The 23,868-nt window shown below is 45.0% G+C and carries 23 protein-coding genes and 1 pseudogene; 7 read left to right on the top strand and 17 right to left on the bottom strand.

Annotation, left to right across the window (positions count from 1 at the left end):
* Nucleotides 1-59 precede the first annotated feature (59 nt).
* The 9 genes from DWW81_RS03810 to DWW81_RS03770 all read right to left on the bottom strand — a co-directional run bounded on the left by DWW81_RS03810 (nucleotide 60) and on the right by DWW81_RS03770 (nucleotide 9,789).
* Nucleotides 60-908: a hypothetical protein gene (locus DWW81_RS03810; protein ID WP_117896629.1), complete on the bottom strand. Its 849-nt coding sequence runs from the start codon at nucleotides 906-908 to the stop codon at nucleotides 60-62.
* 11 nt (nucleotides 909-919) lie between these two features.
* On the bottom strand, nucleotides 920-1,540 hold the full coding sequence (locus tag DWW81_RS03805; protein ID WP_117863259.1) for a regulatory protein RecX: 621 nt from the start codon (nucleotides 1,538-1,540) through the stop codon (nucleotides 920-922).
* Between the two features lie 3 nt (nucleotides 1,541-1,543).
* Nucleotides 1,544-2,794, bottom strand: coding sequence for a recombinase RecA (recA, locus tag DWW81_RS03800; RefSeq protein WP_117896630.1), 1,251 nt, complete (start codon nucleotides 2,792-2,794; stop codon nucleotides 1,544-1,546).
* A gap of 114 nt (nucleotides 2,795-2,908) precedes the next feature.
* The gene (gene prmC / locus DWW81_RS03795) at nucleotides 2,909-3,730 is read right to left on the bottom strand and encodes a peptide chain release factor N(5)-glutamine methyltransferase (RefSeq protein ID WP_117896631.1); all 822 of its coding nucleotides are present in this window, start codon (nucleotides 3,728-3,730) and stop codon (nucleotides 2,909-2,911) included.
* Nucleotides 3,724-4,686, bottom strand: coding sequence for a DUF1385 domain-containing protein (locus DWW81_RS03790; RefSeq protein ID WP_117896632.1), 963 nt, complete (start codon nucleotides 4,684-4,686; stop codon nucleotides 3,724-3,726). Before DWW81_RS03790 ends, prmC begins: the two co-directional genes overlap by 7 nt.
* A 29-nt stretch (nucleotides 4,687-4,715) precedes the next feature.
* Complete coding sequence (locus tag DWW81_RS03785) at nucleotides 4,716-6,221, bottom strand: HAMP domain-containing sensor histidine kinase (protein WP_117896633.1); 1,506 nt, start codon at nucleotides 6,219-6,221, stop codon at nucleotides 4,716-4,718.
* 34 nt (nucleotides 6,222-6,255) lie between these two features.
* Nucleotides 6,256-6,960 (bottom strand): response regulator transcription factor, encoded by a 705-nt coding sequence (locus tag DWW81_RS03780; RefSeq protein WP_022287063.1) that lies wholly within the window; start codon nucleotides 6,958-6,960, stop codon nucleotides 6,256-6,258.
* Between the two features lie 21 nt (nucleotides 6,961-6,981).
* Nucleotides 6,982-8,316, bottom strand: a complete 1,335-nt coding sequence (locus tag DWW81_RS03775; protein ID WP_242989554.1) for a hypothetical protein — start codon at nucleotides 8,314-8,316, stop codon at nucleotides 6,982-6,984.
* A gap of 126 nt (nucleotides 8,317-8,442) precedes the next feature.
* The gene (locus DWW81_RS03770; RefSeq protein ID WP_117896754.1) at nucleotides 8,443-9,789 is read right to left on the bottom strand and encodes a citrate/2-methylcitrate synthase; all 1,347 of its coding nucleotides are present in this window, start codon (nucleotides 9,787-9,789) and stop codon (nucleotides 8,443-8,445) included.
* A 212-nt stretch (nucleotides 9,790-10,001) separates the two neighbouring features.
* Between DWW81_RS03770 and spoIID the strand changes: the two genes are divergently transcribed.
* A complete protein-coding gene (gene spoIID, locus DWW81_RS03765; RefSeq protein WP_117896634.1) occupies nucleotides 10,002-10,988 on the top strand; it encodes a stage II sporulation protein D in 987 nt (328 codons plus the stop codon).
* Here the strand turns inward: spoIID and DWW81_RS03760 are convergent.
* From DWW81_RS03760 to DWW81_RS03745, 4 genes are all read right to left on the bottom strand, one after another.
* Complete coding sequence (locus tag DWW81_RS03760) at nucleotides 10,963-11,292, bottom strand: cupin domain-containing protein (protein ID WP_117896635.1); 330 nt, start codon at nucleotides 11,290-11,292, stop codon at nucleotides 10,963-10,965. The genes spoIID and DWW81_RS03760 overlap by 26 nt on opposite strands.
* Nucleotides 11,293-11,416: 124 nt before the next feature.
* Nucleotides 11,417-12,670, bottom strand: a complete 1,254-nt coding sequence (locus DWW81_RS03755) for an NPXTG-anchored protein (RefSeq protein WP_117896636.1) — start codon at nucleotides 12,668-12,670, stop codon at nucleotides 11,417-11,419.
* A 250-nt stretch (nucleotides 12,671-12,920) separates the two neighbouring features.
* Entirely contained in the window at nucleotides 12,921-13,556 is a 636-nt protein-coding gene (locus DWW81_RS03750; protein ID WP_117896637.1) for an epoxyqueuosine reductase QueH, read from the bottom strand.
* A gap of 151 nt (nucleotides 13,557-13,707) precedes the next feature.
* Nucleotides 13,708-14,112: a hypothetical protein gene (locus DWW81_RS03745; RefSeq protein WP_022287070.1), complete on the bottom strand. Its 405-nt coding sequence runs from the start codon at nucleotides 14,110-14,112 to the stop codon at nucleotides 13,708-13,710.
* A gap of 191 nt (nucleotides 14,113-14,303) precedes the next feature.
* Here DWW81_RS03745 and DWW81_RS03740 point away from each other — a divergent pair, with 191 nt between their 5' ends.
* The 6 genes and pseudogenes from DWW81_RS03740 (at nucleotide 14,304) to ispF (ending at nucleotide 18,482) form a co-directional block, all read left to right on the top strand.
* A complete protein-coding gene (locus DWW81_RS03740; RefSeq protein WP_117896638.1) occupies nucleotides 14,304-14,516 on the top strand; it encodes a DUF3343 domain-containing protein in 213 nt (70 codons plus the stop codon).
* A gap of 8 nt (nucleotides 14,517-14,524) precedes the next feature.
* Nucleotides 14,525-15,679, top strand: a complete 1,155-nt coding sequence (locus tag DWW81_RS03735) for an aminotransferase class V-fold PLP-dependent enzyme (protein ID WP_242989555.1) — start codon at nucleotides 14,525-14,527, stop codon at nucleotides 15,677-15,679.
* Between the two features lie 120 nt (nucleotides 15,680-15,799).
* Complete coding sequence (locus DWW81_RS03730) at nucleotides 15,800-16,213, top strand: EamA family transporter (protein WP_181979810.1); 414 nt, start codon at nucleotides 15,800-15,802, stop codon at nucleotides 16,211-16,213.
* Between the two features lie 135 nt (nucleotides 16,214-16,348).
* A pseudogene (locus DWW81_RS13735) lies at nucleotides 16,349-16,651 on the top strand (GNAT family N-acetyltransferase); the annotation flags it as partial.
* A 211-nt stretch (nucleotides 16,652-16,862) separates the two neighbouring features.
* On the top strand, nucleotides 16,863-17,975 hold the full coding sequence (locus tag DWW81_RS03720) for a bifunctional chorismate mutase/prephenate dehydratase (protein WP_117896639.1): 1,113 nt from the start codon (nucleotides 16,863-16,865) through the stop codon (nucleotides 17,973-17,975).
* A gap of 33 nt (nucleotides 17,976-18,008) precedes the next feature.
* Nucleotides 18,009-18,482, top strand: coding sequence for a 2-C-methyl-D-erythritol 2,4-cyclodiphosphate synthase (gene ispF / locus DWW81_RS03715; RefSeq protein ID WP_117896640.1), 474 nt, complete (start codon nucleotides 18,009-18,011; stop codon nucleotides 18,480-18,482).
* A 50-nt stretch (nucleotides 18,483-18,532) separates the two neighbouring features.
* On the opposite strand, the gene DWW81_RS03710 is transcribed toward ispF, so the two are convergent.
* From DWW81_RS03710 to DWW81_RS03695, 4 genes are all read right to left on the bottom strand, one after another.
* Nucleotides 18,533-20,773: a cell wall-binding protein gene (locus tag DWW81_RS03710; protein ID WP_117896641.1), complete on the bottom strand. Its 2,241-nt coding sequence runs from the start codon at nucleotides 20,771-20,773 to the stop codon at nucleotides 18,533-18,535.
* Nucleotides 20,774-21,023: 250 nt separating this feature from the next.
* Nucleotides 21,024-22,730: a hypothetical protein gene (locus DWW81_RS03705; protein ID WP_117896642.1), complete on the bottom strand. Its 1,707-nt coding sequence runs from the start codon at nucleotides 22,728-22,730 to the stop codon at nucleotides 21,024-21,026.
* Nucleotides 22,727-23,194, bottom strand: a complete 468-nt coding sequence (locus DWW81_RS03700; RefSeq protein ID WP_117896643.1) for an RNA polymerase sigma factor — start codon at nucleotides 23,192-23,194, stop codon at nucleotides 22,727-22,729. Before DWW81_RS03700 ends, DWW81_RS03705 begins: the two co-directional genes overlap by 4 nt.
* 115 nt (nucleotides 23,195-23,309) lie before the next feature.
* Complete coding sequence (locus DWW81_RS03695; protein ID WP_117896644.1) at nucleotides 23,310-23,837, bottom strand: topology modulation protein; 528 nt, start codon at nucleotides 23,835-23,837, stop codon at nucleotides 23,310-23,312.
* Nucleotides 23,838-23,868: the final 31 nt, after the last annotated feature.

Genomic DNA, 23,868 nt, shown 5'->3' with positions numbered 1-23,868 from the left:
CCTATCGAATTTCTTAATAATAGTGTCCAATATGATTGACAAACCTACATTTTGCGCCGTCAGTCTTTCTTCTCAGGGTAAGTAACAGTTATCTCTGACCCTGCTTCCTGCGACCAAACAACATAATCAAGCTTTCCTTCATCAATAAAAACAGTGAAATATGTGTCTTTAAGCTCCTCAGGAAGCTGTTCCTTTATCTTTTCTATGAACTTGTCCGTCTCTGTGGAAATGTAGTTCATGTACTCAAACTTGTAGCTCTTGTCTTTTGAAAGTTCCTTGACCGCCTTTTCTGCCGCCTCATATACCGCCTGAGCGTTAGCCTCTGCCTTTTCCGAGTTTTCGTCAGTGATTATGCCGTCAGCGTAAGCCTGTGCCTTAGAGCCTGCAAAGCAAACTTTCCAATCATTGTCCTTGTCAAGCACCATAAGAATATACTGCGATGACGTGACCTCTCCCTCAGAGCTGTCATAAGCTATGGTCACATAAAGCTCCGCCGCCTTTGAATACTCCTCCGAGATGTTCACCTTGTCAATAAAGCCGCACTTATCCTTGTCAAAGCTATATCTTACTCCGCTTATCTGCTCGTCCTCACCGTATTCATTGTCGCCGCCCATGTTCTTTTTCATATATTCATAGTCAGCGGCATAATCGTCTGTCATAAGCTTTACCATTGATTGGTCAAACTCAGCGTTTGCGGCTTTAAGATACATTGCCGCAACGTCCTTTGCCTCTTCAAGCGGGTCAGCGGCTTCTTCGCTTTCCGTATCAGTTTCCTGCGTTGTCACAGCGTTCTCACTGCCCTGAACATTTTCCGCAGGCTGAGAGCTATCTGTGCCGTCAAAGCTCAGCGAACAGCCTGTCATGATACCCGCACTCAGTATAGCCGCCGCAAAAATGATCTTTTTCATTCTTTGCTCCTTTATTCGTCGCCGTACTCCTGTTTTATGTCAGCAAGCACCTCTTTTATTATGTCGTATGAATACCCCAAACGCACAAGGGCGTTTTTTACCTTTATGTCACCCTTTTCTCCGTCAAGATATCTGAGATACTTTCGCTCCACAAGCTCATACAGCCGTTCATATGTACCCTCGCTGTATTCCTCCAGAGCTTCCTCTATTATAGGCTTTGTCAGCCCTTTCTGTCTCATCTGCTGATAAGCACGGTAATAGCCGTATTTACGCACTTCCACATAAGTCCTCGCAAGCCCCTGAGCATACCGCCTGTCATTGACCGTCCCAAGCTCCAGCATCTTATCCATTACAGCGTCGCATATCTCCTCACTGTAATTCTTTTCAAGCTTCTTATAAAGCTCCACATAGGAATAGTCCCTGTAGTCAAGGAGATACAAAGCCCTTTCCTTTGCCTTTCTGAACTCGTTGTCAAAAACTATCTTCTCCCAAGCAGACTCAGGCATATCAAGCCCTGCTCTCAGACCATAGGCAGACACTATCTCGTAGTTGAGGAAAGCCGTTTCGCCCTCCTCAAACTCTATCATGTATGTGCTGCCCTTGTATTTTGAAACGCCCGTTATTTTAAGCATTTATCAGTCACCAAGCTCGCTTATGTCAACAGGAGCGAACTCCTCGAAGTCCTCCTCAGGCTTTGCCACAACAGACTTGTCGCTTGCCGCCTTGCGTATCTTCTTCTCAGGCTTATCAACAGCCATGTCCTCATTTGCACTCTGAGCTGCCGCACCTGCGTTAGCCTTTTCTTCAAGCTTCTTGGCTTTTTTATCTTTCTGCGCCGCAAGCACAAGCTCCGCCTGATGTTCCTTTATCTTGGCTTCTATCTCGCCCATGATATCAGGATTGTTCAGCAGGAACTCCTTAGCGTTGTCACGTCCCTGACCAAGCTTCATATCGTTGTAGCTGAACCAAGCTCCGCCCTTCTTCACCACATCAAGATCGACCGCCATGTCAAGCACCTCGCCCACACGGGAGATACCCTTGCCATACATGATATCGAACTCGCACTCCTTGAACGGCGGTGCCACTTTGTTCTTTACCACCTTGCACTTTGTTCTGTTACCAATGACCTCAGAGCCGTTCTTTATCTGCTCTCCACGTCTGACCTCTATTCTTACAGAAGCGTAGAACTTCAAAGCACGTCCACCAGGAGTAGTTTCAGGGTTTCCGTACATAACGCCTATCTTCTCACGTACCTGATTGATAAATATAGCCGTTGTATTGGACTTTGCGATAACAGATGTGAGCTTTCTCATAGCCTGAGACATAAGTCTTGCAAGCTGACCAACGTGAGTGTCACCCATTTCGCCGTCTATCTCAGATTTTGTTACCATTGCCGCAACCGAGTCGATAACGATACAGTCGATAGCACCGGAACGAGCCAGAGCCTCGGCTATCTCCAAAGCCTGCTCACCACTGTCAGGCTGTGATACCAGCATATTGTCGATATCAACGCCAAGTTGACCTGCATAAACAGGGTCAAGAGCATGCTCAACGTCGATAAAAGCTACCTCGCCGCCCATTTTCTGCGTTTCTGCGATAACATGAAGTGCGACCGTTGTCTTACCTGATGACTCAGGCCCGTATATCTCGATGATCCTTCCTCTCGGCACGCCGCCAATACCAAGCGCCATATCAAGAGTCATAGAGCCTGTCGGTATAGCCTCGATATCCATAGCCTTAGCCTCGCCAAGCTTCATGATCGCACCCTTGCCGAACTGCTTTTCAATATATGCTATCGCTGTGTCAAGAGCCTTTTTCTTTTCCTCTGCGTCAGTTATTTTTACTACCGTCTTAACGGCTTCTTTTTTCTTCTTGTCTATCGCCATTTTATATGACCTCCCTATCTTATCGGTGTTTTATCCGTATCTATATCATATCACACTAACTGTCCGTTTGTCTGTACAGTAACCGCAATTTATCTATCTGTACAAATTTTCGTACTATTTCTCATAAATGCCCGAAACACATCGGTAAACATCGCACAAGTCTTTCCTGCATCTCACGTTCTTAAAGCCGTGCTGTATCATCAGCCGCATTACTTCGTCCTCCTGACCGATACCGATCTCAAAGAGCATAACGCCGCCGCTTTTAAGCTTTTTCTTCCACTTGCGAACTATCTCACGATAGAAGTCCAAGCCGTCCTCACCGCCGAAAAGAGCTTCCGCAGGCTCAAAAGTGACCTCACGCTGTAAAGCGTCCATGTCCTCTGTTGTGAGATAAGGGGGATTGCACACTATAAGGTCAGCCTCAGGCATATCCTCCACAAGCTTTTCGTCTGTAACGTCACCCATGACTATCTCAGCCCCCGAGCCGTTCAGACTTATATTCTCACGGAGATACTCTGCCGCCTTTTCAGACTTCTCCACACACACTGCCCGACCGCAGTTAAGCTTCCTTTCAAGGGTGATACCAATGCACCCCGAGCCTGAACAAAGGTCTATAACAGTGATATCCTTCTTGCCTGCAAACATCTTCAAAGCCGTGTCAACGATAGTTTCCGTGTCCTGACGTGGTATCAGTACGCCCTCGCCCACCTTGAAAGGCAGACCATAAAACTCCCACTGTCCAAGGAGATACTGCAAAGGATAGCCCTCACAGCGACGTGTGACAATGTCGCTTATACGCTTTTCCTGCTCAGGAGTGATATCCTCCCCCTCAGCCACATCTTCAAACACCCATGTGACCTCGCAGACAGCGTTCTCGCCAAGACCGCTTTCTTCAAGCAGTCCCACGCATTTATCGAACAGTTCCTTTTTTACCATTTGTCATCTTCCTTATTTTCAGGTATGCAAGCCTTTAGTGCTGCGATCGCACACTCTATCTGACTTTCATCAGGCTCACTTGTAGTTATCCTCTGTATCCACAGACCCGGTGCAGAGATTATCTTAGTGAAAATATTGTCATATCTTCCTGCAAGCCTTATAAGCTCGTAAGCAATGCCCGTAACGATAGGCAGAAGCGCTATCTTTATAACAACTCTCAGCAAAATGCTTGCCCATGATACTCTGAATATTGTGTTTACAAAAATGCTTATGAACAGCACAAGGAAAATAAAGCTCGTTCCGCAACGAGGGTGAAAACGTGTGTATTTCTTCACATTCTCAACCGTCAGCTCTTCTTCATGCTCATAGCAAGCGATAGTCTTGTGTTCAGCACCGTGATACTCATACGTCCGCCTGATATCCTTAGTAAGAGCAGTCAAAGCCGTGTAGCCAATGAAAATAGCTATCTTCAGTATTCCCTCGATAAGATTCTTTCCAAAAGCCGACAGGTCAATGAACTTGCTTATGAATTTAGACACCAGCGACGGCAGATACATAAATAGCAATATCGCCAGACCCACACCCAGCACCATAGATATCGCCGTGATAATAGGTCCGAGCTTGTCCCCAAGCTTATCGTCCAGCCACTGTTCAAACTTGGTCTGCTCCTCCTCATCGTCCTCCGTCATCTGCTTCTCGGCCGACCTTGTAAGGCACTTGTAGCCGTCTATAAGAGAAGTAAGGAAGCTGAAAATGCCCCTCACAAAAGGCGTTTTCCTGTACCAAGGCGTATCTTTTCCGCCTTTTATAGCCCACTCCTCCAGGTCTATGGTGCCGTCAGGCAGGCGGCAAGCCATAGCCGCCTTGTGGATGCCACGCATCATAACGCCCTCGATAACAGCCTGTCCACCGATCTTTGACTTGAATTTTTCCTTGCTTTGTGCTTTACTGCTCATTTTCTTTCCTTTCAAGGCGGTGTGTGCGTCTACTGCACGTTGTCGTTGTTTTCGATAGGCTCAGAAGAAATAAGCTCCACGTCTACAGTTGCCTGATTGTCAGGCTTTTTCTTCTGCTCGATACAAGGGAGCGTTATCATCACTGTTGTACCTACTCCCTGCTCACTGTTTATCTCCAGCGTACCGCCATGCCGCTGAATGATCTCGTCTGCCACCGCAAGACCTATTCCTGAACCACGTCTTGTATGGTTCGCCTTAAAGAATTTCGTCTTGACCTTTGGCAGGTCTTCCTTTGATATACCCATACCCGTGTCGGAAATGGAAATACATACCTCATTGTCCTCCTCATAAGCCTCCACCGATACAGTGTCGCCCTTGTTGGAGTATTTGATAGCGTTGTCCACAATATTTATGAACACCTGACGAAGCCTGTTCTTGTCGCCGTAAACAAACGGCAGCATTTTCGGCTCGTAGTAATTGAGTGTTATACCAAGCGCCTTGGCCCTCTCCTGATAGATAAGCACAGTTTCCCCAAGCTCCGCAAGAATATCTATAGTATCCATAATAAGCGTGAGTCTGTTGTCCTGTATCCTCGAAAAGTCAAGAAGCTCCTCGACCATTTGCGAAAGCCTCTCCGTCTCACTTGTGATGACCCTCATACCCTTCTTGAAGGTTTCCTTGTCCTCATACATACTGGTAACAGTTTCCGTCCAGCCCCTTATAGCGGTAAGCGGAGTTCTCAGCTCATGAGATACAGAGGATATGAACTCGTTCTTCATCTGTTCTGTATTAGAAAGCTCCTGCGCCATGTAGTTGATAGAGTCGCAAAGCTCGCCAAGCTCGTCATTTCGTTTCTTTTCAAGACGTTCGCTGAAATCTCCCGTAGCATACCGCCTTGTTATGCTGTTTATGCTTCTTATAGGCAAAACAATAGATTTGATAAAAAACATTCCCGAGAAAAACATGAGCATTATGACAGCCACAACGATAGCCGTGATTATCATAGACATAATAAAGATCTGATGGTCGATATTTTTCATGGAAGACAACATTCTCAGCGCCTCATATTCGCTCCCCTTCGGAGATATGACCGACGTTATCGCCATGACCTTTTCCCCTGTTGACAGCTCATATATCTGTGTGCCTATTCCCGTGTCGGACTTCTTTGCGTCCTCATAATCGGCCATGTTGTCATTCTCCGAGGGAGAGAAGCCTGATGATGTAACATCGACCTCACCGTCGGTCTTGATAGCCATAAGCTCTATCTTGTCTTTCTCGTCATAGCTTTCCACAAGGGAGCGTATCTGAGAATTATAGTTAGTCTGCTCGTCACCTGAAGCGTTCACTACCGCCGTGGTGACTATCTTCATTTTAGATGTAAGATACTGCCTTGTGGAGCTGTAGTAATAATTCCTCACCGCCACTATAAGCAGTATTTCAAGCACCACAAGTATTCCCACGACCACCCCGAGATTGTTCCTCAGCCAGTGCTGTGTGATACTGAGTCTGCCGCTTTTTCTTTTTTTTCCGCTCAACTGATAAAAACTCCGTTCATCATGTTTTCACAGCTCAGTTAGAGCCGCCTGCCCACTTGTAGCCAAAGCCCCATATAGTAAGGATATACTTAGGATTAGAAGGCTCGTCCTCTATCTTCATTCTTATTCTTCTGATATTCACGTCCACTATCTTATCGTCGCCGTAATAGCTCTCGCCCCATATGTGATTGAGTATACTTGAACGGTCAAGTGCAGTGTTCTGATTTTTGAAGAAATACTCCATTATCTGATACTCCACCTGTGTAAGGTCTATCTGCTCACCGTTCTTGAAAACAGTTCTGCTCTTAAGATTAAGCGTAAATGGACCTGAAACTATCTGTGAAGCCTCCTCAGGCTTAGAGCCTGAACGATTTACACGCCTGCAAACAGCGTCAACTCTTGCAATAAGTTCAGAAATAGAGAACGGCTTTGTGATATAATCGTCAGCACCGCTCATAAGGCATGATATCTTATCCATTTCCTGTGATTTTGCCGAAAGCATGATAATGCCGATAGTGTTGCTTTTCTCTCTTATCTTCTTGCACACCTGCATTCCGTCGATGCCGGGCATCATAATATCAAGCAGAGCAACGTCAAAGCCGCCGTCCTTTTCGTCATAGGCTTTGAGAGCGTCCTCTCCGCAGTTTACGTCAACTACCTCGTAACCGCTTCTTACAAGGTTTATGACCACAAATTCTCTAATTGAATCTTCGTCCTCGCAAACCAAAACTCTTTTCATTACATTTACTCCTCTCCAAGATCAGTTTATTATGTAAAAATTATTCTGAATTTCGTCAATAGTCGGTATGAGCTTTTCACGCCTGTCAAGAGGAAGCTTCACAAAATAATCAAGCTGACCCTTGCTGTCGATAAGCTCATATCCGTCAGAGATATGATCCTCCGAATCATTCTTTGAAGACACAGCGATACGCATTATCTCCTCGTTGCTCTCGTTTATATCTCCCGTGTATTTATAGAAAACAAGCTCGTTTGTGTCGCTGTCCTTTTTCACCGTAACAGAACTGTTCCAGCGTTTTGGGAACGTTACAAAATATCCGTCAGATATGGCATAATAGCCTGTGTATTTTGTTTTCAGATCATAAAAATCCTCGTAAACGCTCCATGTAGTCATATAGAGCATTTCGTCTGCCACAGCGTTTTCATAACCCACCATAGGCGAAGTTGACGGTATCTCCACATCACCGTCGCCGTCCATGTCCTCACTGTAGTAGCCCGCTGGTCTTGTGCATAAAGGCAGCAGCTTTTCGCTTCTAAGCTGCATAGGATTTTGAAGTCCCGAATATCTGTAGTATATTATCTCCGTCTGCAATTTTCCGTCAGCAGTCAGTCCGTCAATAAAAATAGCACGCCTGCCGCTGTCAAGCATTCCCGTCTTTGATGACACATAAGAAGTCACATTATCGCACATATCAACGTTCTCGCCGCGGGTTATCTCATTGTTTTTCATGTTGAGCATAGAAGCCTTTGCCGTCACCGCACCTGTATCATTATTGGTGCTTCTCTGAATGGTGATAAGCTCTATATAACCATCATTGTTTATATCCAAAGGCTCCAGCACCGAATAAGTATCAAGCGCCACACGCTTGAAATCTCCGTCGGTATAGCTGTATATCTCCATGGTCTTTTCATCATTAGTAAGATTTTGATATCCCACAAAAACGTCCGTCTGGTTATTACTTCCCATAGGCGAGATAATGACCTGATCTATGTCAGTGCCTGCGCCTGCAAGCTCTTTCACAGAATACCACTTGCCTTTCTCGTCCTTGTCGAGAATGTTCACCCTCAAGCCGTCCTCCTCAGATCCGTTTGAAGTGTACTCATAGAAGACCATAGCCTCGTCCGTAGGCTCATCGTCGATATTTGCGATAACATAAGCCGAGCGGTATTCACCGTTTTTAGGATATTTCAGAGTTATATTGCTGCCCACGCTCTCGATAAGCGCCTGATGTATCTCGCTTTGCTCAGAGGTAAGCTTCGGGGCGTTTATAAGTCCCTCAACAGAAAAATTCAGTGCCGAACAGCCTGTCATAGTAAGACACGAAAGACAAACAGCAGCCAATTTAAGATTTTTCAAGCGATCCCTCCTGATACACCAAACAAAAAATAGAACCGGGCATATACCCGATTCTATTATATCATATACACAAAAATATTTCAAGCCTTTTTCCGCCCATTAGGAACAGGTAAAAAATTATTTTGCTTATCTTTCGTCCAATGGGATATACTTCTTCTCACCTGAGATAGCCTTGTATGCAGGACGGATTATCCTCTTGCCTGTTACAAGCTCTTCAAATCTGTGTGCACACCAGCCTGCCATTCTTGAAACGGCAAACATAGGAGTATAAAGATCCTCAGGAATACCCAGCATACTGTAAACAAAGCCCGAGTACATATCAACATTAGCGCACATTGCCTTGTCACTGCCCTTGACCTTCTTGAACAGCTCAGGAGTAAGTCTTTCCACCGCTTCAAGAAGCTTGTATTCTCTCTCAAACTCAGTGTTCTCAGCCATTTTCTTGGCATTCTCTCTGAGTATGACAGCTCTAGGGTCAGACAATGTGTAAACAGCGTGACCCATGCCATAAACAAGACCAGTGTGGTCAAAAGCTTCCTTGTTGAGTATCTTTGTGAGGAAATCAGCGATCTCGCCCTCGTCCTCCCAGTTCTGAACGTTGTCCTTTATGCACTGGTGCATTGCCGCCACTTTCAGGTTAGCGCCACCATGACGTGGACCTTTCAGCGAACCGATAGCCGCAGAGTATGCAGAATAAGGATCCGTTCCGGAAGATGTAAGCACACGGCAGGCAAAAGTCGAGTTATTTCCTCCGCCATGTTCAGCGTGGAGCATAAGAAGCAGATCAAGTATCTTAGCCTCTTCCTCAGTGAACTGTCTGTCCGGACGCAGTGCCGACAGTATCATCTCCGCAGTAGAATGTGTAGGTATCAGAGGGTGCATGAACAAGCTTTCACCGTCATAACAGCGCTTCTTTACCTGATAAGCCGAAACCATGATGTTAGGCAATTTAGAGATTATAGAGATAGCCGTAGCCATTTCATACTCAGGAGAACGGTTCTCAGGATTATCGTCATAAGAGTAAAGAGCCAGAATTGCTCTCGCCATCTTATTCATGATGTTCTTTGACGGAGCTTTAAGTATCATGTCCTCAAAGAAGTTGTCAGGGAGAGGTCTGTTTTCAGCCATCATTTCTCTGAACGCATCAAGCTCCACCCTGTTAGGCAGATCGCCCATGAGCAGCAGATACACTATCTCCTCATAGCCGAAACGTCCCTCTTTCTGAGCGTTGGACACCAGATCATTGATGTTGTATCCACGGAAGATAAGCTGACCTTGAATAGGAGATTTCTCACCCTCGTTTACCACATATCCGTGTACGTTACAGATATTAGTAAGACCTGCCATAACACCTGTACCGTCAGAGTTTCTCAAGCCTCTTTTTACCACATATCTGTCATAAAGCTTAGGGTCAATAGTATTGTTTGCTATAAACTGTTCGCATAAAAGCGACCTTGCTGCATTATTTATCATTGAATAGATCATCTCACTTTCAAGTATATTATAAATATAAGTTATATTATACACCTTTTTCAGATTTTTGTCAAGTATTAAGATAACCTGTCAAATTAAAACCGCATATCTCCGCCATTGAAAAATTTGCAGTACAAAAATTCGCCCTGTATGAATATTTGCTACACTGCATGAATATAATATAGTACCCCAAAAAAGAAAGGACAAACCATATGAAAGACCTGATACAGATAATGGCAGTATTTGCTGTTATCCTTATAATAATACCGACCATAGTATTTCTTCGTCCAAACGAGTCCGCATCGAAACCTGCATTTGCAGAAAAAGAAAAAATAGCCGTATATTTCACCGAAAGCGGCAAGACCGAAGACTTCACCCTTGAAGAATATATGATAGGCTCAGTGCTTGCACAAATGCCTGCGGACTTTGACGAAGAAGCCCTGAAAGCGCAAGCCGTCCTCGCCCATACCTACATATGCCGCCGACAGCTCTCCGAAGCCCAGTCGCCTACTCCCGCCTTAAAAGGCGCACTCATCAGCGATGACAGCACCCTCTACCAAAGCTTTTTTACCGAAAAGGCAGCCAAAGAATACTACGGCAGCGACTATGAAAAAGCCTACAAAAAAGTTAGATCTGCCGTCAACGCCGTCAAAGACGATATCCTCACCTATGAAGGCGAACCCATAATCGTCGCCTTCCACTCCGCCTCAAGCGGTCATACCCAATCCGCCAAAAACGCATGGGGAGAGGATATCCCATATCTTCTGTCAGTAGACAGCTCCGCTGATAAAGACCTTGTCACCACAGAATGTACCCAGACGCTCACCGCCAAGGAATTTCAAGACAAGCTTCTTGACCGCTTCCCCGATATTAATTTCACTCCCCTCGCCAATGCTGATAGTTGGCTCAAAACAAAAACAGACGGCACAGGTTATGTAACGAGCCTGACCGTCTGTGGTTATGATATACAGCCCAACACCTTCTGCGATATCCTTGATATCTCCTCGCCATGTTTCGAGTTCACCTTTGCCAACACAAAATTCACTTTCACCTCTCACGGCTTCGGACACCTCGTAGGAATGAGCCAGTATGGTGCAAACGCCATGGCAGAAAAAGGCTCAGACTACAGAGCCATTTTGACCCACTATTTCACAGATACAAAACTGCAAAAATCTACTGAGCTGGCACAACTGCAATAAACACAAGGTCGCTGTCGCCGTCATTGATAAAGCTATGCTCATGACCTTCGGGGCAGTAATGGAAATCTCCTGCCGACAGTCTTTCCTCACCGCCGTCATAAAGCATTTTGCCACTGCCCTCAAGAACATATATCATCTCGCAGTTGCCCTCATGTCTGTGCAGACCGATAGAAGCCCCCGGCACGAGCCTGCCTTTCATCATCTTGTTCTTTCCGTCAGAATAAGCCCTGCTTGCAAAGCTTTTCTCGCCGCCCTTGAAATTCGGTGCAAGGCACTCTTTAATATCATCAAAAACTATACGCATAAAAAACACCTCCGCAGTTTATAGATCAATTATACCACTACCTCGATAAAAAAGCAATAAAAAAAGACCCGTCCCGAAAGACAGGTCTTTAATTATTCTAAGTAAGAATTATCTGAATTACAGATTACTTTCTCTTCTTAGTAGCAACTACAGCAGCACCAGCAAGTGCAACACCTACAGCAGCAAGAGCAGCAGCGCCTGTGCTTGGGTTTGTGTTAGATGCGTTGTTAGCAGCCTTAGAAGATGTAGCAGCAGAGTTAGTCTTAGAGTCTGAAGAATCTGTAAGAATAACCTTTGACTCGTCAGAATCTGTTGAATCAGCTGTTGACTCAGAAGAATCTGCTGGCTCAGCATCACTCTTGTTGAGAACTACAACCTTCTTAACAGCCATCTTAACAGCAGGATCTTCGCCGTCTGTACCAGCGAGGTCTGTAGCAATGTCAAAGAACATATTATTTGCGTCCATTTCAAGAGCTGAAGGGAACTTAACGATAAATGTGTATGTGCCGTCAGCGTTTACTGTAACAGCAGGGTTGTTATCAGAAGCTTCCCAATAACCAATACCGTTCTCAATACCATTTGTGAAGCATGGATAAGCTGTGAAAGCGTCAGTTACATTTGAGATATCAACTGTAACAGCAATAGCGTCAGCACCTGCAAATACGCTCCAATCATCAACAAGGTTGAAATCAGCCTTGTGTGCATCGTCACACCATGGGTGCTTAATGTTGATTCTTACCTTATTACCGTCAGATGTAGACTTACCCTCACCGTTAAGTGTAACCTCAGTCTGCTTCTTGTATTCGCTAAGGTCAACAGTGTTTCCGCCCTGTGCCTTGTCAGACTCTACAACAAGGATAGGATTGCCGTCCTTGTCAAGAAGTGTGAACGCATTGAATGTGAAGTCCTTTGTAGACCAGTTCTGGAGCCATACCTGAGCATATGTATCTGTATCAGCAAATACAGGATCTGTTCCCTTCAGAACAAAATCATAAGAACCGTCAGCAGCCTTAACGCCTGTTACGTCCTTAGCACCCTCCTGGAATGACCACTCTTTTGAAGCCCAACCAGTTGACTCAGAGTTGTAACCAAGTCCACCGCCTATCCAGTCTCCAGCCTCGATCTTTGCAGCTGAGTCTGCACCAACTGTTACATTAACATCAATACCGCAAACATCTGCAAGCTTAACGTTTGTTCCTGTAAGAACACCTGTCTTTGTAACAACACCGTCATCGTCCTTCTCATCAATGAGAGAAACAGTACCTCCAGTGAGGTCTGCCTTAACAGTAGCTGTTTCATCAGCAAATGCTGCGAGTGACATCATTGATGCAGCAAGAGCAGCAGCTGACATACCAGCGAGAATCTTAGAGATTTTCATTTGTTTTTCCTCCATCTTTGTTAATAATTTTTAGATACATATTGAGCGATATCTCCTCAACATACATCTTGACTATATTGTAACACACATTTACAAGTATTTCAATAAACGTTTTTCACAAATTAACCACATATCTTTAGCCATTTTTCACAAATCTGTATATTATTTTTGCTATATATCACCAGATATATTACCACAGTATGTACAAGCATTCTACATAACATTAATATTTTTATATTTATTCAGATTTTTATGTAATCGTATTCAGTCTTTCATGCTCTCTTTTTGAAAAGATACAACCGCAATAATCCTGCCTGTAAAGCCCATATTCTGCTGAAAGCTGAATGGAACGCTTGTAGCCCTCACGCTTTTTGAAATCCGCAGGAAGTGCCTTTACATCATATATCTCCCCAAGCTCCTCCGATATCTCGTTGAGTTTCTGAGCATTCTTGTATGGTGAAATAGACAGCGTTGTGGTAAAATAATCTGTGCCAAGCTCCCTGGCAAGCTGAGCCGTCCGTTCAAGCCTGAGCCTGTAACATCGAAAGCATCTCTCCCCGCCCTCAGGTATATCCTCAAAGCCCTTAACAGCCTGAAAAAACTCACCCTCGTCATACCCACGCTCCACGAACGTAACAGGATTTTTCATAGGCATTTGTGCAATAAGCCTTTGAAGCTCCGCCACACGCTTATCGTACTCCTCACGGGGATAAATGTTCGGATTGTAGTAAAACACCGTTATCTTAAAATACTGCGACAGATATTCAAGCACATAAGAAGAACACGGCGCACAACAGCTATGCAAAAGCAAAGTCGGCACTTCGCCCTTTTCCTCGTGTTTTTTTATAATGCCCTCCAGCATTTTCTGATAATTTACTTTCTGCATTCCTGCCGCTCCCTTTTCGCAAAAAAAATCGTACCTGACACACTCCCGTAGGGGCCGGCGTCCTAGACAGCCCATTCCCATTGTCTTTGCACCCCTACAGTATCATACTATATTATATAGTATAGCACATTTCCGAAAATTCCGCAACAGGTCAGATCTTCACCTTGAACTTATTTGCACAGTTAGGGCATTTCACAGTATGTTCACCCTTTACCTTTGGAAGCCTTAACGTCTTTTTGCATACACCGCACTTTATATAAACATGGGTCTTTCTGTCAGCGAACTTTCTCTTCCAGAATGAAAATTTCCTGCCAATTCCCCCGAAAGCCCTCTCAAACTTCATGTTCTCCTCGTATCGCTTCTGGCAGTTTCTCGACATCGCCCTCACCACCGCCAGCACCAGCACAGCGTATACCATAAGCTGTAAAATAAGCGACCTTACAAACAAATTCGCCGCACTAAGCACCACAGCCACACCGCAAATGCCGTAAAAAAGCTTGTCTATACCATATCTGCCCTGAAAAAATCTCGCTACCTTATACATAAATCCGTTCATAAGCTTTTACCTCTTTCCTTTTTTATATTATAAATAGTACACCCGAAATTTAAACTGACTATTAACTTTTATCAAATTTCACCTACCTTTCACAAAACTTTCAGCGTTCACCCTCAAACAACGAACGGCATATACTGAAGTGTATTCGTAAAAGCGTATACGGACAAGTACAGCATAAAGGAGCAACAAAAATGAAAAAGAGTCTTATAGCCATGACTTCCATAACCTATGCAATGAAAGCAAAAAACTTGCTGAACGGTTTAAAATACTATTGTGAGATACAGAGAACGCCCAAAAACCTCGGAACAGGCTGCGGCTACTCCATATCAGTCACCGCCCCCGCCGAGGAGATAACCGCAATACTTGATAACGAACGCATACCACATAAGGGTATCATATCATAGCAAAAGAGGTGAGAAAAATAAACACCCGAAGCATAATAAACTTTGACAATTCCGCCACTACCTACCCAAAGCCCCCTGCCGTGGCAAAAGCCGTCGCTCAGGCAGTGGAACGCTATGGCGGCAACCCGGGCAGAAGCGGTCACAAGCTTTCCATGCGAGTGTCTGAAAAAATATTCACCGTCAGACAGCAGGCGGCAGAAATGTTTGGTGCGCAGACCGAAAACGTGGCTTTCACCGCCAACTGTACCCACGCCCTTAACATGGCGATAAAAGGCATCATGCAGTACGGTGGCCATATGATAATCTCAGACCACGAGCATAACGCAGTAGCAAGACCCGTCTATGCCCTTTCAAAAACAAGGGGCGTAAAATATTCTATTGCCCGAACAGGTGAAACAGACAGCGAAACAGTAGAAAACTTCCGCCGCCTTATCACCCCCGAAACTAAGTGTATCTGCTGTACAGTGGCTTCAAACGTCACAGGCAGGCTCATGCCATACCGTGAATTAGCCGCCCTTTGCAAAGCCAACGGCATATGCTTTATAGCCGACGGCGCACAAGCCTGCGGTCTTGTGGAGCTTTCCCTCTCAGACGGCTTCAACTTTCTCTGTGCCGCAGGTCACAAAGCCCTCTACGGACCAACAGGCACAGGGCTTCTTATTTCAGACGGCGAATATTCTCTGTCTACCATAATCGAGGGCGGCACAGGTGCGACCTCCGCACTTCTTGAACAGACTCCTTTCCTCCCCGAAAAGCTTGAAAGCGGCACAATCAACACAGTGGGCATAATCGGTCTTGGGGAGGGACTAATGTTCGTCCGCCAAAAGACCCCTGCCGTAATAAAAGCCCACGAAGAAAAACTCTGCAAACAGCTCTGCGAACAGCTTTCAGACATAGACAAAATAAAGTTCTATGAAGCAGACCAAAAGAAAGTCCCCATACTTTCATTTAACATCGGTGATATCCCTTCCGCTGAGATCGCCTCCTATCTCAGCGAAAAAGGCTTCGCCCTCCGTGGAGGACTTCAGTGTGCCGCCGTCACCCATACCACCCTCGGCACAATAGAGCAAGGAACAGTGCGTTTCTCACCCTCTGCATTCAGTACCCCTCAGCAGGTAACAGCACTTTCACGAACGATAAAAATATTTGCCGCAAATAACTAAGCATAAGTGGCAGGTCTGATGTAAAATATCACGTCCTGCCGCTCATTCTATTGCAAAAAGCACCTTTAGGTGCTATAATAAAGCATAAGCAAACAATTTTTCACGAAAGAAAGTGGTATTATGTGGTTCGTGTTTGCGCTTCTCTCCGCTGTTTTCGCAGCGCTCACCTCTGTCCTTGCAAAGGTCGGCATTGAAGGAGTAAACTCAAATCTTGCCACCGCACTGCGCACCTGCGTTGTGCTTGCTATGGCATGGCTCATGGTGTTCATCACTCACGCACAAAGCGGCATAGGCTCTATTGGCAGAAAAAGCTGGGTATTCCTTATCCTTTCAGGACTTGCAACAGGCGCTTCGTGGCTATGCTATTATAAGGCTATCCAGATGGGCAGCGTTTCAAAAGTCGCCCCCATAGACAAGCTCAGCGTTGTCATCACCCTTATCCTTGCAGTGATATTTCTCCACGAGGACTTCACAGTAAAATCAGCCATAGGTGCGGTGCTTATCACTGCAGGCACAGTATTAATGGTACTATAAGGAGAACGCTATGACAATAAGAACAGTTACCGAGAAGGACGCTCACGAGCTTCTTGAAATATACCGTCCCTATGTTGAAGACACCGCCATAACATTCGAGTATGACGTCCCAACAGTGAGGAGTTTTCCGACCGGATCCGCCGCATATCCGCAAATTATCCCTACATAGCCGCAGTAGAAAACGGCAAAATAGCAGGCTACGCCTATGCAGGCGTATTCAAAAACAGAGCCGCCTATGATTGGTCGGTCGAAGTCACAGTTTATGTAAAAAAAGGGCTTCACCGCAAAGGCATAGGTGCAAAACTCTACTCCGCCCTTGAAAAGCTCCTTGCGGCACAGCATATAACAAACCTCTACGCCTGCGTCGCATATCCCGAAAAAGAAGACGAGTATCTCACCTTTGACAGCGTGAAGTTCCATGAAAAAATGGGCTATACCATAACAGGTACGTTCCATAGATGTGCCTTTAAGTTCAACAAGTGCTATCATATGGTTTGGCTTGAAAAAATACTCACCCAGACCGATATCACCCCTCTGCCCGTTATCCCGTTTTCCAAACTCGATAAAGCCTTAATTAACAAAATAGTTCTTGAATAAAGGCAGAAAATATGGTAAAATAATATCATTCTGTCTGTTAAGGAGCGTAAAAATGGATCTTCAGGAATTAAGAAATGAAATAAACGATATAGACAGCCAGCTTCAGGAGCTTTTCAATAAGCGTATGCAGATAAGCTTCAAGGTGGCTGAGTATAAGATAGCAAACAATATGCCTGTTTTTCAGAGCAAGCGTGAAAACGAGATACTTGACCATGTAACAGAAAGCTCACCAAAGGGCTTGGAAAGTGCGTCAAGAGTGTTCTTCCAAAACATCATGGATATTTCAAAGTGCCGTCAGTACCAGGAGTTTTTTGCAGACTCAGATAAGATAGAGTACAAAAAGTTGGACTTGACAGGTCATAAAAAAGTTGCCGTACCGGGTACCACAGGCTCATATTCACATATAGCCTGCAAGCAAATATTCAGCGACTTTGAGCCAATGTTCTTTGAAGATTTTGAGGACGTTTTTTCATCAGTTGAAAACGGCTCAGCGGATTTCGGCATACTTCCCATAGCAAATTCCACCGCAGGCTCGGTCGGTCAGACCTATGAGCTTATGAAAAAGCATGACTTCAAGATATGCGCAGCAACTAAGGTAAAGATCTCCCACTGTCTTGCCGTAAAAAAAGGCACACGCTTTGGGGATATCAAAATAATCTATTCCCACGAGCAGGCGCTCAGCCAGTGTTCTGAGTTTCTTTCTCAGAACGGACTTAAAAGCCATAAATACGCAAATACTGCCCTTGCGGCGTGCTACATAAAAGAAAGCAATGAACCGTATGCCGCTATCTGCTCAGAAGCCTGCGCACAGCAGAACGATCTTGAGATACTCAGGCATAATATAGCCAACGCCGCCGAGAATTACACAAAATTTATTCTCATTTCAAAGGAAACTCTCTGCTCGGAAAATGCTGATATCGTGTCAGTGTCCTTGGCACTGCCGCATACCTCATCTGCACTATACAGACTTCTCACCAAGTTCTCCGTGGCAGGCCTTAACCTTTCCATGATAGAGAGCCGTCCTATCGCCAACACCGATTTTGACGTTGTTTTCTATCTCGATTTTGAGGGAGCAATAACCTCTCCGGACGTGGCAAAGCTCATAAGCGAGCTTAATTCAGAACTTTCATATTTCAAATTTTTAGGCAACTACGAGGAAATATAGCAGTACAATTTTTAGGACAGGAGGAACAAAAAAATGCGTATAGGACACGGCTATGACGTTCACAGGCTCACCGAGGGCAGAAAGCTCATTCTCGGCGGCGTGGATATTCCATATGAAAAGGGACTTTTAGGACATTCCGATGCAGACGTCCTTGCCCACGCCATAATGGATTCCATACTTGGTGCATTGGCACTGGGCGATATCGGCAAGCTTTTCCCCGATAACGACCCCAACTATGAGGGTGCAGACAGTATGAAGCTCATGGAAAAAGTCATAAGCGTTATGACCGAAAAAGGCTGGAAAATAGGCAATATAGACTCCACCATCTGCGCACAGAAGCCAAAGCTTGCCCCATATATCACCTCCATGCGGGAGCGTATAGCAGAAGCCTGCGGCTGCGATATTTCACAAATATCAGTTAAAGCGACCACCGAAGAAAAACTAGGCTTCACAGGCATGGAACTAGGCATATCCGCCACAGCGGTCTGCCTGCTTGAAAAAATTTGATACAAAACCAAAAGGACTGCTGTCTTAAACCACAGCAGTCCTTTTTATTGCTATTTTGCCTTATGCGCAACTCCGTCATTGTTAATGTTATATCCGTCAACAGTAGTGTTTATGAGCATCATGCCATAATCATTGAAATAATATCGCTTTCCGCCTATCTTCTTCCAACCTGTCACAACAGTGCCGTTCTTGTTGTTGTAGAACTTCTGCCCACGCCAGCTTACCCAGCCGGACTTTAGATATCCGTCCTCACCGAAGTTGTAATACTTGTCGTCAATGTATACAGGACCTCTCAACGCAACACCATTCTGCAGGAAATATTTCTTTCCGTCAATAGTCGTCCATTCATTCTGCAAAACATGATCGCTGTCAAAATAAAACTCCGTTCCGTCTATTTCTCTCCAGCCTGAAACTGCCTTGCCATCGCCGTCAAAATAATAGGTCTTGTCGCCGGCTGTTACCCACTTGTCTTTCTGAGCGCCGTTCTTGTCAATGTAGTAAAGCCCTGAATCATCACTGAACAGCCCCTTTGAAAGCTTGCCGTCATTGTCAAAATGATACAGCTTGTCTTCAATAGTGTGCCAACCTGTAAGTGCAGCCTCGTCCTCACCAATATAGTAGGTTTCTCCCTTTGAAGTAACAAACTCCGACTTAGCCCAAGAGCCGTCCTCTTTCTTGAACTTCCATTCAGCGTCTATCTTAACGATCCCGTCTGCAAGCACGCCCTCGTTTGAGAAGGTGTATTTCTTGTCCCCGTCCTCCTCAAATTCGCCAACAGCCGCCGCACCTGTCAAACCAAAATAATATCTCTTTCCGTCAATGGTCTTCCAGCCCGTAGCTTTCTTACCCGTCTCCTCATCGAAGTAGAAGTAATAACCGTTTATTTTATGAAATCCAGTGCAAAGAGTGTGATCAGAGTAGAAATAATACTGATAGAACACCGCCCCTCCGAACTTCTCATAAACCTTTCTGTCATAAGCATTGAATGTCTTTTCGCCGAATTTGTCCGCAAGCTCCTCAAGCTTTTGGGTCTCTTTTTCGTCAGGCTTCTCGTCCTTTTTGTAATCGTCCTTCTCAAACTTCACAAGCTTTGAAACATTGGATTTGAACTCTTTTATTTTCTTTTTCTCATCATCAGTGTACTGATCCGTATTTGTCCAACCTGTCGCTGCCACATGGGTCTTTTTATCAAAATAGTAAGTATCTTCGTCAATATCCTCCCAGCCGTCAGCCACAACGCCGCCTCTGCCGAAGTAATAAACATTTCCGCCTATCTCGTTCCAGCCGGATAGGAGCCTATTTTTCTTATCAAAGTAATAATACTTGTCCTTGATCTTGGTAAAGCCCTTGCCTGCCGAGCCGTCGCCCTTGAAATAATACTTCTCAGGCGGTTCTTCATACCAGCCTTTAGTCATTTTACCGTCACCGGCAAAATGATATCTGTTCTTGTCAATTGTTATCCAGCCCTTGACCATTTCACAGCTATCATTGAAATAATAGCTCTCACCGTCTATCTCCGCAAAGCCCTGAGCGCAAGCCCCTGTAGCTTCATCAGAATAATAATACTTCTTTTCAAGCTCCATCCAGCCCTTGTGAACAGCACCGCTCTCAGAAAAATAATACTTCTTTCCGTCAATGTCCTGCCAGCCTGTGGCCATGTGACCGTCGTCATCATCAAAATAGTATATCTTGTCCTCTATCTCAACAAAGCCCTTAGCCATCTCACCGCTCTTGAGAAAATAATACTGAACATTGTTTATCTTTGCCCAGCCTGTCACACGCTTGCCGCTCTCGTCATAGTAATAACCGCCGTCGCTGTCAAAACCCGTGTCAGGGAAGCCGTGATCGTCAAAGTAGTATTCACCGCCGTTTATCTCGCAAAGACCCGTCCTGAAAATGCCCGACTCCTCAGAGAAATAGTATTCCTCTCCCTTTATTTTCAATTTTCCACGCTGAACAACGCCGTCTTTGACATAGTAAGTGTCCCCACGATACTTATGCCAGCCGTCAGCCATAGCGTTTCCCTTGTCGTCAAAAAGATAGCAGGTGTTGTCTATTATCTGATAGCCAAGCGCCTTTTCTCCCGTCTCCTTGACAATATAATAAGTCGAGCCGTCATGGGTGTGCCAGCCCGAAGCATAATAAGCGCCGTAGTATAAATATCCCCCAAAGCCTGCTCCCATAACTATAGTGCAGGCAGCAGCCGCAGCGATCATTTTTTTCTTATCGCTTTTCAGCACCTCATTATATCTGTTGCAAAAATCATTGCCCTCATTGCTGTTTATACTCATAAAGATCCTTCCTGAATTTACACAGTTCTAGTTAGTACAATTATATCACAACAAAATAATAATTTCAATACCGCCGCCCCAATTTTCACATCCCTCACACATAAAAAGCTGTACAGTCCAAATAACTGTACAGCCCGATCTGTCGCAAAAGTATCAAACCAACGGGCGACCTCAGGTCGCCCCTACATACGAATAACGCATTTACGCAAATTGTAGGGGCGAACATCGTTCGCCCCCACAGCATCAAATTTTACCCAACATCATGGCTCACCGAATCAGCCTCAGCGATAAGCCCCATTATCTCCCCTATCATCTCCTGCGGCAGCTCGTATCTTTTAGTTTCGCCGTCCTCATCGGTGAAAGAGAAATTGTGAACTTCCCTGCCGTCAGCGTCTCCCCATGAGTATTGTGAAATATCTATTATGCATATAGAATCATGTGCCTTGCCGGCCTCTACTTTTTCAGTAGAAATGCCGTAAGCGTCTGCACCGCCATATTCCAATCCCTCAATATAAGGATAATCCTCACAAACCGCCTTAGCCTTGTCTATCCACTGGTCTATAAGTTCTATAGTTTCTGGGTTCGATATCTCATTAGGCTCTTGACCATACCAGTGATAAATATAATATGGCTGAACGTCACTTTCCACAGCAGATTCACCGCTCGGATAACTATCTCCCACAGAACCGACCTTCAAGTTGCATATCATGATATCCTGAACATTGTTGTAATCAACAGGCGATTGTGCCGTGTCATAATACGCCGTATATGTTCCGTCATCATTGTCCATGATACCAAAGATCGTGTGAACAAAAGCAATGTCGCTGCCGTCCGAACCCGTCAGCTTAACAGGCTCATAGTTCTTGTCCGGGTCATAATCCTTAAACCAAGACTTTCTGTCAGCCTCATCAAATAGTATGACATCAGGGTCAAGTGCCTTTCTCAGCGTGTCAATATCCGCCTTAGAGCTAAAGGTAAAGTTCAGCCCCGATGCGTTAAAGCTGACCTCCTGTATATCCAATTCAAAAGGCTCAACACCGCAGGTGTACCAACTCGTCTTGCCATTTTCGATCGTTGTGCCTGTATACTCACCCTCGCCGTATAAGGTCAGATCAGCGGAATAATTAAGCTCATATTCCTTTTCACCAACACGAAAACTTGTGGCATAAACATCATAATGTGTATCTTCCACATATCGGTCTACCATATTGCCCTTATCATCTGTGTAAAGGAATGAACAGCTCAGAAAAGCAATAGCATGATCGCCATAGTTGTAAGCATTGCCCCACGCCGTATCATACCAATCATCTGAAAAATAATCAGGTGCGTCACGGTATGGCGAGTTAAAATCCACCGTCAGTTCTTTATCATCTGCACCCTCAAGCTCCCCGTTTTTCGGTATAAACACCACCGCCACAGTAGCAAACGGGTCATGATCTATCACTCCGGCCACACGCACATCAAAATGCTCAGTGTCATAAGCATATCCCACCGCCGTGTCAAACACCGTCAGCTGTTCACCGAGGGCACTTATGTCATAGCCCCTGTCGCTGTAAAACCTGCTGAGATAATCGTAATTTTCCTTGTATATCTCCGTCTGCTCCACCTCTGCAATAGCATTTGAACTGTCGTCTGTAGCAAGCCTCACGTCATTTGAACTTCCGTCCACCGCAGTCCCCACATCACTATCTATCCCCGACCTGAGCATAAAAGCTCCGCCGCCAATGCAAAGCACCACCACCGCAGCCACCGCCGCAAAACTTCTCTTCCTGCTGACCCTAGCCGCCTTTATCTCTTGTATCTCACTTGTCTTTTCATTAAATACATTCCGTCCTGTTTTCTCATTCATATCGTCCGCCCCCTTCAAAGCGTCAAAAATGCGTTTCTTTCCAACGTCGGAGCATTTCACAGCACTGAATTTTTCTTTTATGATATTCTCAAATTCTCTGTCAGTCATAGCTGTTCCTCCAATCGCTTTTTAAGCCTCTTTCGTCCTCTGTGAAGATATGAAAATACCGTTGACTCCCTGCACTTTAAAAGCCTCGCTATCTCAGCCCCCGAGTAGCCCTCGTAATAGTGAAGATAAATAGCCGTTTTCTCTTTTTCCGGCAGTTTTAAGATCTCCTCCATTATCCCGTCAGCCTTGTCCTCCACCATAACGTTTTCTGCCTCAGATAAGCTGACGTGTCTGCGATAAACACGCCTGAGCATACTTTTACAAACATTCTGAGCCGTCACGATGAGCCAAGCCTTTTCGTGCTCGCCGCTGTCAAATCCGCCGCCATGTTCCATGTATTTCAAAAACACCTGCTGACAAGCGTCCTCACTGTCCGCCCCGCAGCCATTCATGTATAAATAGCAAATGCGGTATACCATGTCAAAATACATCTCATAAGCCACCCCGATATTTTTCTCTTTCATCAAACCACCCCTTGCAAAGTGCCGCCAAAAGGGATAACAGCACTTTTATTTGGTTTCATATATAAAACGCATCACAGCCCCGAAACCTTGCAGCCGCCACATATTTTTTCACATCTTATAACTTTTTGTCGTAATACTCCTGCGACCCTTTAAGAAATTTCTCCGCCTGCCGCCTTGAATTAAAGCGTATCACCTTTACATGAGGGTATTTCTCAAGAAGTTTTTCAGTCCTCTCTGCATTATCATTTTCAAAGCCTGCTATAAACCTTACAAAGTCCAAATCAAATCTCTCGCTGCACCCCTCTGCCATATCAATGCGTTTCTTTCCCAATTTGCCCTTTATCAAACGTGAAAAATATCCGTATAAACAAGCTGCTGTACTGAGCCTAAATCTGAAAACGACTTGAGCCTTTTCCAAACGTTTCTCCATTGTCCTTGAATAATTTCCGTCAATTATCCAGCTATCCTTTTTAAGCACCTCGTCAAGCTGTCTGTCAAATTCATTGCGGCTGACCTCTTTCCAGCCTGCTCTCCAATTAAGCCTATCAAGGTGTGTGACTTCTATTCCTGTTATTCTCCCAAGTTCTAACGCAAAAGTTGATTTTCCCGACCCCGAGCAGCCTATTACCATTATTCTTTTCATTCTTCCTCCAATTCCTGATCTCATATAAGCA

Source organism: Ruminococcus sp. AF17-1AC, assembly GCF_003461385.1.
Taxonomy (GTDB): Bacteria; Bacillota; Clostridia; order Oscillospirales; family Ruminococcaceae; genus Hominimerdicola; species Hominimerdicola aceti.
This window is presented reverse-complemented; position numbering and strand designations above follow the sequence as displayed.